The sequence below is a fragment of the Mariniluteicoccus endophyticus genome, assembly GCF_054780035.1.
In genome coordinates this window covers 1-12,541 of the sequence record NZ_BAAGXC010000026.1, presented here as the reverse complement: position 1 = coordinate 12,541, position 12,541 = coordinate 1, and the positions used below count along the sequence as shown (strand labels likewise).

Below are 12,541 nucleotides of genomic sequence, written 5' to 3'. Positions count from 1 at the left end.
GCCTGGCGAACGTCGTCGAGCAGCTGCTGGCGGTCGTCGTCGGCGAGCGTGCGGTCAGGGTCGTTGAGGGCCTTGCGGGCCGCCTCGCGCAGCGCGCGGTGGCCCGAGGTGGAGCGGGCGAACACCGACTCGGCGATGGTGTTGACCGGGACGCCGAGCTCGAGCGCGATCTGGACGGTCCAGCGCCCGGTGCCCTTCTGCTCCGCCTCGTCGACGATGACGTCGACGAGCGGCTGGCCGGTGCGGGGGTCCTTCTGGTCGAGGACGAGCGAGGTGATCTCGATGAGGAACGAGTCGAGGTCGCCGGTGTTCCACTCGCGGAACGCGTCGGAGATCTCGGGCGTGGAGAGGCCGGCCGCCTTGAGCACGTCGTACGCCTCGGCGATGAACTGCATGTCGGCGTACTCGATGCCGTTGTGGACCATCTTCGCGAAGTGGCCCGCACCGTCAGTGCCGATGTAGGTGCAGCACGGCTCTCCCTCGTACTGGGCGGCGATCTTCTCCAGCAGCGGGCCGAGGGCCTCGTACGACTCCTTCGAGCCACCCGGCATGATCGACGGGCCGTTCAGCGCGCCCTCCTCGCCGCCGGAGATGCCCGCGCCGACGAAGTGGAGACCGATCTCGCGGAGCTTCTGCTCCCGGCGGCGCGTGTCCTCGTAGTGGGCGTTGCCGCCGTCGACGACGATGTCGCCCTCTTCGAGCAGCGGGATCAGCTGGTCGATGACGGCGTCGGTGCCAGCACCGGCCTTCACCATGATCACCATGCGCCGGGGACGCTCGAGCGAGGCGACGAAGTCCTCCAGCGTCTGGGCGGGGACGAAGTCTCCGTCGGCGCCGTGCTGCTCCATCATCTCGTCGGTCTTGGCCTGCGTGCGGTTGTACACCGCGACGCGGAACCCCTTCGACGCGAAGTTGCGGGCCAGGTTGGAGCCCATGACGGCAAGTCCGATGACGCCGACCTGGGCGAGTTCACCACGTTCAGTCATGGGACCAAGCCTGTCACCCCCGCCGGTGGTGGTGACAACGGGTTGCCGCTTGTTGCCCACCATGCGGGCCTGCGGCGCAGACATGACGGGGCCCGGGTCCCGGACGTCTGTCCGCGGCCCGGGCCCCGTACGGTGTCAGGCGGTCTTCGCCGGCTGCTCCTCACTCACGTCGAGGTGGATGACGCCGAAGTTGTACGCCTTGCGGCGGTAGGCCACGCTCGGCTGGCCGGTGGCCGCGTCGACGAACAGGTAGAAGTCGTGGCCGACGAGCTCCATCTGTTCGATCGCCTGCTCGATCGACATCGGGCTCCCCGCATGGGTCTTCTCACGCACGACCAGCGGGCCGTCGCCCGTGACCTCGATGCCGGCCACGTTGTGGACCTTGGGCTGCTCCTCGGCCTCTTCGGCCACGGACTGCTCCGTCATGACGGCGGCTGCCTCGTGGAGGGCCGTCGGTGTGTGCTGGCCGCGGTGGACCTTCTTGCGGTCGAGGGCCTTGCGGAGCTGACCACGCAGGCGGTCCATCGCGTGCTCGAATGCGGCCATCTTGTCCTGCGCCGACGCTTCCGCACGCACCACCGGGCCCTTGCCCCGGACCGTTATCTCGACGCGCGAGGCCTGGTCGGGCTGGCGCTTGTTGCCGTACGCGGAGACCTGCACCTCCACCCGGATGATCTTCTCGCTGATCTTCTCGATCTTCGAGACCTTTTCGATCACGTGGTCCCGGAACTCGTCCGAGATCGTGCAGTGCCTGCCGGTCACCGTGATGTCCATCGCGAACCTCCTTGGGTCAGTGCTCTTGCTTTTTCACTCCATTAGGAAAAGCAAAGGCACCCACGACGATCCGCGCTCGGCTCGGCGCCGGTTCGGGATCGTCATCGGTGCCATGCACCAACCCTAGTGCTGTCATGGGGCGTTCGCCAGAGATTCACCGATCCTTCCCCGGTGAGTCGCGACACCCTCCCCGACCGCCCTCTGGAGGCGTCGAGAATCGTCTCAGAAACCTGTCTGAAACATGAGACGCACCCTGTAACAGACCCGGAACACGGACGCGACACCGTCGAAACAGACCTCGCGTTGGCTATGGCCATGACATCACTCGAGATCAACTCCGGCGACACCGCTTGGGTCCTCGTCAGCGCCGCGCTCGTGCTCCTGATGACCCCCGGTCTCGCGTTCTTCTACGGCGGCATGGTCCGCGCCAAGAGCGTGCTGAACATGGTCATGATGAGCTTCGCGGCGATGGGCGTCGTCGGCGTGCTGTGGGTCCTCGTCGGCTACTCGCTCACGTTCGGAGACTCCGTCGGCGGCCTCATCGGCTCCCCCACCCAGTTCCTTGGCCTGCGCGGACTGATGTCCACCGACGCCGTCGTCGGCACCGTGCCGGCGTTGGCCTTCGCCGGCTTCCAGGCGGCCTTCGCCGCCATCGCGGTGGCACTGGTCTCGGGCGCGGTCGCCGACCGGATGCGCTTCGGCGCCTGGGTCGCGTTCGCCACGGTGTGGGCCCTGGTCGTCTACTTCCCCGCCGCCCACTGGGTCTTCGCGTTCGACGGGGCGGCCGCCGCCCACGGAGGTTGGATCGCCAACGGCGTCAAGGCCATCGACTTCGCCGGCGGCACCGCCATCCACATCAACGCCGGAGCCGCCGCCCTCGCGCTCGCCCTCGTCATAGGGCCCCGCATCGGCCTGCGTTCCGACCCGATGAAGCCCCACAACCTGACGCTCGTCATGCTGGGCGCCGGCCTGCTGTGGTTCGGCTGGTTCGGGTTCAACGCCGGCTCGGCGCTCGGCGCCAACAACACCGCGGCCGTCGCCTGGATCAACACGCTCGCGGCGACCGCTGCCGCCATGCTGGGCTGGCTCGTCACCGAGCGCGTACGCGACGGCCACGCCACGTCCCTCGGCGCGGCCTCCGGCGTCGTCGCGGGCCTCGTGGCCATCACCCCCGCCTGCTCGGCCGTCTCCCCCACCGGCGCACTCGTCCTCGGTGCCGTCGCCGGCGTCGTCTGCGCGCTGGCCGTCGAGCTGAAGACGCGCGTGGGCCTCGACGACTCGCTCGACGTCGTCGGCGTCCACCTCGTGGGTGGCCTCGTGGGCACCCTCGCCGTCGGTCTGCTCGCGACCGACACCGCCCCCGCCGGGGTCTCCGGGCTGCTGTACGGGGGAGGCCCGGGGCAGCTGTTCCGGCAGGTGATCGGGGCGCTCGCGGTGCTCGCCTACTCGTTCGTCGTCAGCCTCGTGCTGGCCCGCGTCCTCGATCGCGTCATGGGGCTGCGCGTCGCCCCCGAGATCGAGCGCGCCGGGATCGACCTGGGCGAGCACGCCGAGGCCGCATACGACCTCAACCCGCTGGGTGCCCGCCTCGGCCGCAGCGCTCTCGCCCCTGCTCAGAAGCCCACGTCCACCGACACGGAGGTCACCCGATGAAGCTCGTCACCGCCATCTGCAAGCCCCACCTGCTCGAGGCCGTCTCCGACGCCCTGCAGGCCCACGGTGTCACCGGGATGACCGTCTCCGAGGCCTCGGGGTACGGCCAGCAGCGCGGACACACCGAGGTCTACCGCGGGGCCGAGTACGCGGTCGACCTGGTGCCGAAGATCCGCCTCGAGGTCCTCGTCGACGACGACCGGGCCGCCGAGGTCATCGAGCTGGTTGTGTCCACCGCCCGCACCGGGGCGATCGGTGACGGCAAGGTGTGGTCGGTCCCCGTCGACGACGTCGTCCGGGTCCGCACCGGGGAGCACGGTGCCGCCGCTCTCTGATTGCATGGCGGCGTGACCGCCGAGCACCGCACCCCCCGTCCCACGTCCGCCCGGTTCGTCGTCGCCGCGATCACCGGCACGGTCGTGGCCGGGGGCGTCGCCGCGGCGCTCTCGAGCCTGCTGCACGCACTGTGGTGGGTGACCACCGGCTCGTTGCACGGGTGGAACCCCGACGGGCCGCCGCTGCCAGCCTGGCGCCTCGCCGTCTTCCCCGCGGCCGGCGCGGTGGTCTGTGCCCTCGCATGGTGGGCGGTACGTCGTCCCGGCCCCCTCACGGGCGTCGCGGCCGGCATGGACGACCCACAACGGTCGTTCCCGCTGGGACGCAGCCTCGCCGACGCCGTCGTCCAGGTCGTCAACGTGGCCCTCGGCGCCTCCATCGGACGCGAGGCCGCACCCCGGCTCGCCGCCGCGGCGATCCTCGACCACGTCTCCCGTGCGCTCCGGCTGGACGCCGACCAACGTCGCACGGTCATCGGTGGCGCCGCGGCCGCCGCGCTGGCCGGCATCTACAACGCCCCGCTGGCCGGCGCGGCGTACGGCTTCGAAGTGCTGAAGGTGACGCGGCTCGGGCGCGCGTGGCCCGTACGCGTCGGCTCTGGTCTGCTCGTGGCGCTCATGTGTGCCGGCGCCACGATGGTGGCCTGGCCGGTCATCGGCCGCGGGGCCCAGTTCAACGTGCCCGAGGAGCCCGCCCGGTGGCCCCTGTTCCCCCTCGCCGTCGGGCTCGGCCTCCTCGGCGGGCTCGTCGGCACGGGCTTCCAGCGCCTCGCCGCGTACGCCACGCGCCACCGGCCGACCACCGGCTGGCGACTCGTCGCCGCCCTAGCGCTGGTGGGCCTCCTGACCGGCTGCCTGGCCGTGGTCTTCCCGCCCATCACCGGCAACGGGCAGGGCATTGTCCGCCAGGCCCTCGCCGGCGCCGAGCCGCTGTGGTTCCTGATGGCCCTGTTCGCCCTGAAGCCCCTCCTCACCTCCCTGACCCTGGGGGCGGGAGCCGACGGCGGCCAGCTCCAGCCGTCCATGGCGACCGGGGCCCCGCTGGGTGCGGCGATCGCGCTCGGGCTGTCCGCCTGGCCCGGTCTCGCGCTGCCCGCGTGGCAGTTCGCCGTGGTCACCGGCGTCGCCGTGCTGGCCGCCAACCAGCGTGCGCCGGTGTTCGCCATCTGCTTCGGGCTCGAGCTGACCCACCCCCACCCGACCCTGGTCGTCCCGGCCGCGCTCGCCGCCGCGGTCGTCGTCGCGGTGCGGATCGGCTTCGACCGGGCGGTCACCGCCCGGGGACCTCGGGCGCCGCGCTGAGTCTCCTCAGGACCGTCGCCGCCACCGCCGCCGCGCCGATCACGTCGATGCCCTCCGCCCGCAGCGCACGGACGGCTTCGCAGACGGTCGCCCCGGTCGTGATCACGTCGTCGACGACGACCACCGGCCCCTCGACCGGGCGTCGGGCACGCATCGCCCCACGCAGGTTCGCCGCCCTCGCGTCCTGGGTCAGACCTCCCTGGTCGGCCACGGCCCGCGCCTGGGCGAGCACCGCGACGACGGGCAGCCCGAGCCGGCGCCCGGTCCGACGCGCCAGGTGGCCCACCACGTCACGGCCGCGTCGCCGCACCGCCGCCGGCGACGACGGCACGGGGACCAGCGACACCGCGCCGAAGGGTGCGACGGCCTGCGCCAGCAGCCCCGACAGCGGCCCGGCCAGCGACCACGCTCCCCCGTCCTTCGCGGCGGCGACCAGGCGACGGACCTCGTCGGCGTACACGTCGGCCGCGACCGCGGGTGGGAATCCCGGCAGGGCACGTTCGACCACGTGCACGCGTCCTGACGCCAGGCGCGACCGGCAGGCCTCGCACAACCGCCAGGAGGGCCGACGGCATCCAGGGCATCGGCTGCCCAGCACCAGGTCGGCGTACGCGTCGACGAGATCCCCGAGTCGCTCCACCCACCGACGTTGGTGCGCGCGGTGTCCGCAACGGTCACCGGCGGCGGGTTCGTGGCCGTTTCGTTATCTGGACGCTCAGGCGTACGCCGCCGTGGTCACGTCCCGCGTGAGCATCGGCCACCGGTAGTCCTCGTCGTAGCGCCAGACGCCCCGGGCGCCCACGACGAGCGCCCGGGCGGCACCGTTGCGCGGGGCCGTCACGAGCTGGGTGGCCTGCCAGCTGTCGGGCTGGCCGATGATGGCGACCTCGAAGGCGTTCTGGTCGACGCGATAGGGGCGCGCCGGCTGCTTCGGGTCGTCGGCGGCGAGCACCATGAGCGTCGTCGCGTCCGTCCAGCTCACGTCCACCGGCGCGCGTGGCGCCTCCGCCGGCACGTCGCCAAGGCGCAGCGGGCGCCACTCCTCGACCACCGGCTCGGGACCCGCCCGGTCGACACGAGCCAGCCCCACCTCGAGGCGCCCGTCGCGCTCGAGGATCGCCGCCATGCGCACACCGTCGGGCGACAGGCGGAACGCGCGCACGCGGGCCCCGGCGAAGGCGGGTGCGGCCACGTTCACGGGCTTGCTGTTGACCAGGACGCGGACGTCTTGGGTGCCGCCCTGGTCGCCGATCGCCCACAGCTGTGGCGCACCGGTGCCGACCCACTGGGGGCGCAGCAGGTCCTTGTAATCGACGAGCACGCGCTGGGCGGCCGTCTCGCCGATGGGCGCGTCCCACAACGTCCCGCCGTCGTCGGTGACCGCCGCGAGCCGGTCCCCGGCGGGGGCGGCGGCCAGCCAGCGCACCGCGCCCTGGCCGCCGAGCGGGCCCGCCACGGGGGTCAGCTCGACCCCCCGCGAGGTGTCGTTGATCCGGACGACGCCGGTCGCCGTCGCGCCGTACAGCTGCGGGGAGCGCTGGGTCGGGATGGGGTCGAGCCACGAGTACGCCCCGACCGGGATCACCCCCTGGACCTGTTCCTTCACCGCCCACGGCTGCCCGTCGACGGTGAGCCGCACGCCGGTCACGCCGTCGAGCTGGCCCAGCGTCCACACGATCTGGGCGGCGGCGCGGGAGCGCTGGTCGTCGGCCAGCCCGGCCACGGCCTGGTTGAGGCTGACCTCGACCACTCCGCGGGAGTCGATCGAAGCAGATTGGACGTTCAGGCGCGCCTGCGTCGGGATCGCCGACACCACCACGGGACGGATCCAGCCCGTCGGGCCGCGCAGCAGCGCCTGCAGCATCGGCGTCGCGAGCTGCGGGCCGCGCGGGAGGAAGATCGGGTCGGGCACCAGGGAGCTGAACTCCGGGTCGTAGAAGTAGGTGTTCACGCGCTGGTAGAAGCGCCCGAACAGGTACTGCGAGATGACGATGCCGGGCGGGGGCCGGCCGATCCGCCACTCCCCCGACTCGTCGCGCACCATGCCGAAGTCGAGCCGCATCTTCTCGTCGACGTTCTCGTACGCGCCGTCGGCACCGACCCGGCCGACGACGGGTGCCTCCAGGACCGCCGACTCGGGCGCGCTGGTCACGCCGTAGCCGTCGGCGTACACCGTCACCCCATCCTCGGGACGCCAGGCGTCGCGCACCTCGGGCGCCAGAAAGAGCCGAGCGGTGGCATATCCCTGCTGGTAGGTCGACATGGCCTGCAGGTATCCGTTGACGATCATGCCGGGTGTCGCGCCGGGGCGCGGCGGGTCGGCCGAGATCTCGACGGACACTTCGGGGACGCGTGCCGGGCCGTCCGCGGGCACGACCGGCCCGGCGACAGGGATCTGGGTGCACCCGCACAGCAGCAGCGCCATGACCAGTCCGCAGAACCGCGCCAGACGCGCCGGCGACGTCGACATCATGGAGCCTCCTCGGTCGGGGTGTGGGCCGGCCGCTCGGTCGATGGCTGCTCGGCCGATAGCCGGTCGGTGGGCGAGGTGGGTGCCGGCGGCAGCGCCAGCGGCGTACGCACGGTGGGAACGAGGTCGCGCGGGACGACCGGCAGCGGCGAGATCTCGAGCACGTCCCCCGCCCGTCGGGGCAGGGTGAGCCGGAACTGGGCACCCTGTCCGGGGCGTCCCCACGCGTTGAGCCAGCCGCCGTGGAGGCGGGCGTCCTCCATCGAGATGGACAGGCCCAGCCCGGTGCCCCCGACGGTGCGGTTGCGGGCCGGGTCGGCGCGCCAGAAGCGGTGGAAGACCTGCCTGACCTGGCTCGCCTCGAACCCGACGCCGTGGTCACGCACCGACACGGCGACGGCCTTGTCGTCGCTGGCGACGGTGATGTCGATGGGTCGCTGCTCGCCGTGCTCGATCGCGTTGGTCAGCAGGTTGCGCAGGACACGGCGTACGCGGCGCACGTCCATCTCGGCACGGCACGGACCCTCGGCGTGCAGGACCAGTGGCGTGCCGCTGCGGTCGGCGAAGGCCTGGTGGGCCGCCATCTCGCTCCGCACGACCTCCACGAGGTCGGCCTCGTAGGCGGCGAGCTCGGCGGCTCCGGCGTCGAAGCGGGAGATCTCCAGCAGGTCGGCCAGGAGCTCCTCGAAGCGGTCGAGCTCGATCTGCAGCAGCTCGGTCGAGCGCTTCTCGAGCGGCTCGAAATCGTCCTTGGAGTCGTAGAGGACCTCGGCGGCCATGCGGACCGTCGTCAGCGGCGTACGCAGCTCGTGGGACACGTCGGAGACGAAGCGCTGCTGGACGCGGGACAGCTCCTCGAGCGTGGTGATCTGCTTGTGGAGCTCGGCGGCCATGTTGTTCATCGACGTGGCCAAGGAGGCGAGGTCGTCGGTGCCGCGCACGTCCATGCGCTCGTCCAGGCGGCCCGTGGTGATCCGCTCGGCGGCGAGACGGGCGTCGCGGATGGGCGCGACGACCTGGCGCGAGATGAGTGCGGCGATGACGGCCAGCAGCAGCGTCAGCATGAGGCCGGTGGTGATGACGGCGCGCTGCAGCACGTCGAGGGTCTGGCGTTCCTGGGTCAGCGGGAAGATCAGATACATCGGGTAGCGTGTGGATGCCGACGTCTCGAGGGTGGCACCGACGGCGAGCCCCGGCTCGTCAGGGCGGCCGTCACCGTAGCGCACCAGCGTCGGCGTGATCCAGAACTGGCCGGAGCCCGAGTTCTCGGTGAGGGTACGCCGCAGGTCGGCCGGCACCGACTCCGGCAGCACGCGGCCGGAGCGGATGTCGGCGACCGGGCCGGTGACGATGACCTGGTATTGGCCGCCGAGCGTGCCGCGGTTGGCGACCTCGACGGCGAGCTGGGTGAGCAGGTCGTTGACGTTGGAGTTGGTGAGGTCGGCGGCGCGGAGCTTGCGCTGGGCGTTGTCGACCACGACGGACGACTCGGCGAGCGCCGACTGCTGCTTGCCGCTGAGCACGCCCTCGGTGGCCTGCTGCATCAGCAGCATCCCGCCGAGCACGAGCACCGCAGCCGAGGCCACGAGGATCGAGCCGACGACGCGCAGCGGCAGCGACCCCCACCACAGCCGCAGCGGCGCCCTGAGGACCCGCAGGAACCGGGCCCGGGGCGAGCGGTCAGGCAACCTCGCCGGCCTTGTAGCCGATGCCGCGCACCGTCACCACGATCTGGGGGTGCTCGGGATCCTTCTCGATCTTGGAGCGCAGACGCTGCACGTGCACGTTGACCAGCCGCGTGTCGGCGGCGTGACGGTAGCCCCAGACCTGCTCGAGCAGCGTCTCGCGGGAGAACACCTGACGCGGCCGGCGGGCCAGCGCGAGGAGCAGGTCGAACTCGAGCGGGGTCAGCGAGATCGGCTTCCCGTCGCGCTTGACCGAGTGGCCCTCCACGGAGATCGTCAGGTCGCCGATGCGCAGCGTGTCCGACTCGGTGTCGTTCTGCAGGCGGCGCAGCCGGGTGCGGATGCGCGCGACGAGCTCCTTGGCCTTGAACGGTTTCGCCACGTAGTCGTCCGCGCCGGCCTCGAGGCCGGCGACCACGTCGACGGTGTCGGACTTCGCGGTCAGCATGACCACGGGTACGCCGGACTCGGCCCGGATGTCCCGGCAGATCTCGACGCCATCGCGGCCGGGCAGCATCAGGTCGAGCAGGACGAGGTCGGGCCGGGCGTCGTGGAACGCCTGCAGGGCGGTGTCGCCCTGGCCGCACCAGACCGTCTCGAAGCCCTCCTGCCGCAGCACCATCTGCAGCATCTCCGCGAGCGCGGCGTCATCGTCGACGACGAGGATCTTCGCCTGCGTCCTGGTCTCGGTCACGTTGTCCCCCTGCACCATCTGTCTGAAGGTGTCGACATCGGCGTCGACGAGCCCCATCGTAGGCGTGCGGGAGCGAGACCCGTGCCGTACGCGCCGGTCACGGCCGGGTCACGACCGCGCCCGGGTCCGGGTGGTGGCGATGACCGGCGCCGATCAGGACGGCAGCGGGATCGCGAAGTAGAACTCCGGCACGTCCGGGTAGTCCGGCATGCCGGTGCCGAACTCCATCGTGCCGCCCTCCTTCGCGAGCGGGAAGTAGTAGGTGACGCGCTCCTTGTCCCCCGGCGACAGCGAGGCCAGCTCCTTGTACTGGTCCGCCTCCGCCCAGACGCGACGCGTCGGGGTGATCACCACGAACTCGTCGGTGAGTGCGGAGCACATGCCCGACGTGCACGACAGCTCAATGTCGACGGCCAGCCCGGGGGCGCCCTCCGGCGTCGTGCCCCAGGACATCTTCTGGACGGTCATGGTCTGCTGACCGGTCGCCACCTTGACGGGGACGGGCTCGCCGACCCTTACCCGCTTGGTGTCGGTCGTCATGGCCAGCGGGTTCTTGCCGGCGGGCTCGAGCGGGAGCGGTACGCGGATCGTCTCGTGCGCCAGGGCGAACAGGCTCACGTCGCAGGTGGTGCCGGGCGGGACCTCGAAGGCGAGGACGCCGGCGAACCTCTGCCCCGGCTTGGCGATCTCGCCCGTCTGGAACTCGGGGGCCATCCCGCCGAGCACCGCCAGGTAGTCCTTGCCCGGGGCCTTGCAGGTGGCGGCGTTGCCGGTGGCGGCGTCGCCGCTTGTCCCGACGAACTCGACGCCCACGACGAGGAGCTCCTTCTCGTCGCGTCCCTTGGTGCGCGTCGACCCCGTGATCGTCACGTCGGCGCGTCCGTCCCCGGCCTTCACGTTCACCGTCTCGCCGATCTTCGGCGTGCCACCGCCCTTCGTGCCACCGCCGGTCTCGACTGAGCCCCCGCCGGATGTCAGGACCCAGCCGATGACGCCGAAGACCAGCACGAGCGCCACGAGCGCGGCGACGACCACTCCGGTCCTCGGCTTCTTCGGCGGCGGGCCCTGGTGGCCGTAGCCCGGCCCGGCCGGGGCGTAGATGCCCTGCTGGGGCGCGTTCTGGGGGCGCTGCGGCCACCTCTGGGGCGGCCCCGGCGGGAACTGCTGCGGGCCGGACGGGCCCGGGTGGGGCTGCTGCGGGCCGGGCTTGTTCGGGGGGAACGACACTGGCGACCTCCTGGAGGGTGAGCGGGTCGCGCTCAGGCTAGAGGACGCGCGGGTCCCTACGAAAGGTCGCCAGTGGTGGGGTTCAGACGGTTTCTTCGAGCACCTTCGTCGTGTCGCCCTTGGCCTCGGGCCACTTTCCCTTGCCCGCGGTGAACGCGGGGCTCTCCTCGGTGGTGCTGGTCAGGCGCGTCTGGTGGGTCTCGACGCTGCGGCCGATGTCGTCGAGCGCCTTCTGCAGCTTCTCGAGCCGCGGGTTGAGCTGGTCGAGCAGCGACCAGGCGGTGCGCATGCGGATCGCCCAGTTCTCGGTCGACTCGATCTGGCGCACGGAGCTGACGTTCGCGTGGAACGACTTGATGGCCCCGTGGACGCCGAGCGTGGACGCCTTGAGGTTCTCCTTGCCCCTCTTGTAGAGGGCCGCGGAGTCCTTGACCTGCTTGTCCATGGAGATCAGGGCGGCGCGCTGGGACGGGATCGCCTTCTTGTACGCCTCGCTGCCCTCGCCCTTCCAGTGGTCCTGCTTCTCGAGGCGCTCGAGCTCGCGGAGCATCTCGGAGATGTTGCGCGTCTGCTCTTCCTGCCACGCGTCGGCGCGGCTGCCGAGATTCTCGGCGACGACCGCACCTGGCGACAGATCGTTGCGCCACCGGTCACGGGCGATGTCGTAGCGTTTCCACATCTCGGTACGCGACCGCTCCAGAATGTCCTTCGCGCTGCCCTCGGCCTGCGAGGCCTCGATGGCCGTCATGACGATGGCCCCGCCGGGGTTGATGATCGGCACCCAGAAGGTCTTGGGCGACAGGAAGCCCTTGATGACGCGACCGACCTCGTCCCAGAAGCTGTGTTGCTCCTCGATGTCCTTGGTGTCCTGCTCCTCGGCGTACTTCAGGGTGTGCCAGATGCACTGGCACCCGGCGGAGTGCTGGTCGGCCGGCTTGTCGGTGCCAAGTGCCTTGTGGATCTCCTCGACCAGGGTCTGCAGGTGCTTCTCGGTCATACCGCGATCATCCTTCCGGGTCCGCCGCCCATGGTGCGGCGAGTGCTGACGGCCTCCTGGGCGTTCTGGTCCTCGGTCGCCGCGAACTGCTTGGCGTTGGTGCGCAGGGTGTCGGCGATGCGGCCGAACTCGGAGGACCCCTGGCCGAGCCACTTGTCGTTCTGCTTCTGGGACTCCTCAATCGTGCGGCACATGTTGGCCAGGCGTCCCGCCTGCTCGGCCTGGACGGGCAGGGCCAGAGCCTTGCTGGTCGCGGCGATCTTCTGCGCCAGCTGGTCCCACGCCTGTGCGTCCATCTCGAGCTTGGACTGGCTCGAGACCGTGGGGTTGCCGATGCTGGGGTTGCCGATGCTGGGGTTGCCGATGCTCGGGCTGCCGACGTCGGGGGTGCCGGTGCTCGGCATCGACGGGGTCGCCG

General features: G+C 71.4%; 12 protein-coding genes. 3 read left to right on the top strand and 9 right to left on the bottom strand.

Annotation, left to right across the window (positions count from 1 at the left end; all coding sequences use genetic code 11):
• Together gndA and hpf are read right to left on the bottom strand one after the other, a co-directional pair.
• A partial coding sequence (gndA, locus tag ACYVGD_RS13310; RefSeq protein WP_460744263.1) for an NADP-dependent phosphogluconate dehydrogenase occupies positions 1 to 986 on the bottom strand: 986 nt, incomplete at its 3' end.
• Positions 987 to 1,121: 135 nt separating this feature from the next.
• Positions 1,122 to 1,760: a ribosome hibernation-promoting factor, HPF/YfiA family gene (gene hpf / locus ACYVGD_RS13305; RefSeq protein ID WP_460744262.1), complete on the bottom strand. Its 639-nt coding sequence runs from the start codon at positions 1,758 to 1,760 to the stop codon at positions 1,122 to 1,124.
• Between the two features lie 315 nt (positions 1,761 to 2,075).
• Here hpf and ACYVGD_RS13300 point away from each other — a divergent pair, with 315 nt between their 5' ends.
• The 3 genes from ACYVGD_RS13300 to ACYVGD_RS13290 are packed head-to-tail and all read left to right on the top strand — an operon-like array spanning position 2,076 to position 5,050.
• On the top strand, positions 2,076 to 3,413 hold the full coding sequence (locus tag ACYVGD_RS13300; RefSeq protein ID WP_460744261.1) for an ammonium transporter: 1,338 nt from the start codon (positions 2,076 to 2,078) through the stop codon (positions 3,411 to 3,413).
• Positions 3,410 to 3,748, top strand: a complete 339-nt coding sequence (locus ACYVGD_RS13295; RefSeq protein ID WP_460744260.1) for a P-II family nitrogen regulator — start codon at positions 3,410 to 3,412, stop codon at positions 3,746 to 3,748. Before ACYVGD_RS13300 ends, ACYVGD_RS13295 begins: the two co-directional genes overlap by 4 nt.
• Positions 3,749 to 3,760: 12 nt before the next feature.
• Positions 3,761 to 5,050, top strand: a complete 1,290-nt coding sequence (locus tag ACYVGD_RS13290) for a chloride channel protein (protein WP_460744259.1) — start codon at positions 3,761 to 3,763, stop codon at positions 5,048 to 5,050.
• Here ACYVGD_RS13290 and ACYVGD_RS13285 read toward each other — a convergent pair.
• The 7 genes from ACYVGD_RS13285 to ACYVGD_RS13255 form a co-directional block, all read right to left on the bottom strand.
• Positions 5,019 to 5,558, bottom strand: a complete 540-nt coding sequence (locus ACYVGD_RS13285; protein WP_460744258.1) for a ComF family protein — start codon at positions 5,556 to 5,558, stop codon at positions 5,019 to 5,021. The two genes, ACYVGD_RS13290 and ACYVGD_RS13285, sit on opposite strands and share 32 nt — an antisense overlap.
• A gap of 207 nt (positions 5,559 to 5,765) precedes the next feature.
• Complete coding sequence (locus ACYVGD_RS13280) at positions 5,766 to 7,523, bottom strand: GerMN domain-containing protein (RefSeq protein ID WP_460744257.1); 1,758 nt, start codon at positions 7,521 to 7,523, stop codon at positions 5,766 to 5,768.
• Positions 7,520 to 9,208 carry an MtrAB system histidine kinase MtrB gene (gene mtrB, locus ACYVGD_RS13275; protein ID WP_460744256.1) on the bottom strand — a complete coding sequence of 563 codons (1,689 nt, stop codon included), beginning with the start codon at positions 9,206 to 9,208 and terminating at the stop codon, positions 7,520 to 7,522. Before mtrB ends, ACYVGD_RS13280 begins: the two co-directional genes overlap by 4 nt.
• On the bottom strand, positions 9,201 to 9,899 hold the full coding sequence (gene mtrA, locus ACYVGD_RS13270; protein ID WP_460744255.1) for an MtrAB system response regulator MtrA: 699 nt from the start codon (positions 9,897 to 9,899) through the stop codon (positions 9,201 to 9,203). Before mtrA ends, mtrB begins: the two co-directional genes overlap by 8 nt.
• Positions 9,900 to 10,052: 153 nt before the next feature.
• Positions 10,053 to 11,126 carry a hypothetical protein gene (locus ACYVGD_RS13265; RefSeq protein WP_460744254.1) on the bottom strand — a complete coding sequence of 358 codons (1,074 nt, stop codon included), beginning with the start codon at positions 11,124 to 11,126 and terminating at the stop codon, positions 10,053 to 10,055.
• Between the two features lie 82 nt (positions 11,127 to 11,208).
• Positions 11,209 to 12,123 (bottom strand): hypothetical protein, encoded by a 915-nt coding sequence (locus tag ACYVGD_RS13260; protein WP_460744253.1) that lies wholly within the window; start codon positions 12,121 to 12,123, stop codon positions 11,209 to 11,211.
• Positions 12,120 to 12,541, bottom strand: a 422-nt coding sequence (locus tag ACYVGD_RS13255; protein WP_460744252.1) for a hypothetical protein, incomplete at its 5' end; no start/stop codon positions are given. The genes ACYVGD_RS13260 and ACYVGD_RS13255, both read right to left, overlap by 4 nt.

What these genes read in the sequence shown, in the direction of transcription:
- hpf (WP_460744262.1), bottom strand. Translation starts at nt 1,760, where the DNA reads ATGGACATCACGGTGACCGGCAGGCACTGCACGATCTCGGACGAGTTC.
- ACYVGD_RS13300 (WP_460744261.1), top strand. Translation starts at nt 2,076, where the DNA reads ATGACATCACTCGAGATCAACTCCGGCGACACCGCTTGGGTCCTCGTC.
- ACYVGD_RS13295 (WP_460744260.1), top strand. Translation starts at nt 3,410, where the DNA reads ATGAAGCTCGTCACCGCCATCTGCAAGCCCCACCTGCTCGAGGCCGTC.
- ACYVGD_RS13280 (WP_460744257.1), bottom strand. Translation starts at nt 7,523, where the DNA reads ATGATGTCGACGTCGCCGGCGCGTCTGGCGCGGTTCTGCGGACTGGTC.
- ACYVGD_RS13260 (WP_460744253.1), bottom strand. Translation starts at nt 12,123, where the DNA reads ATGACCGAGAAGCACCTGCAGACCCTGGTCGAGGAGATCCACAAGGCA.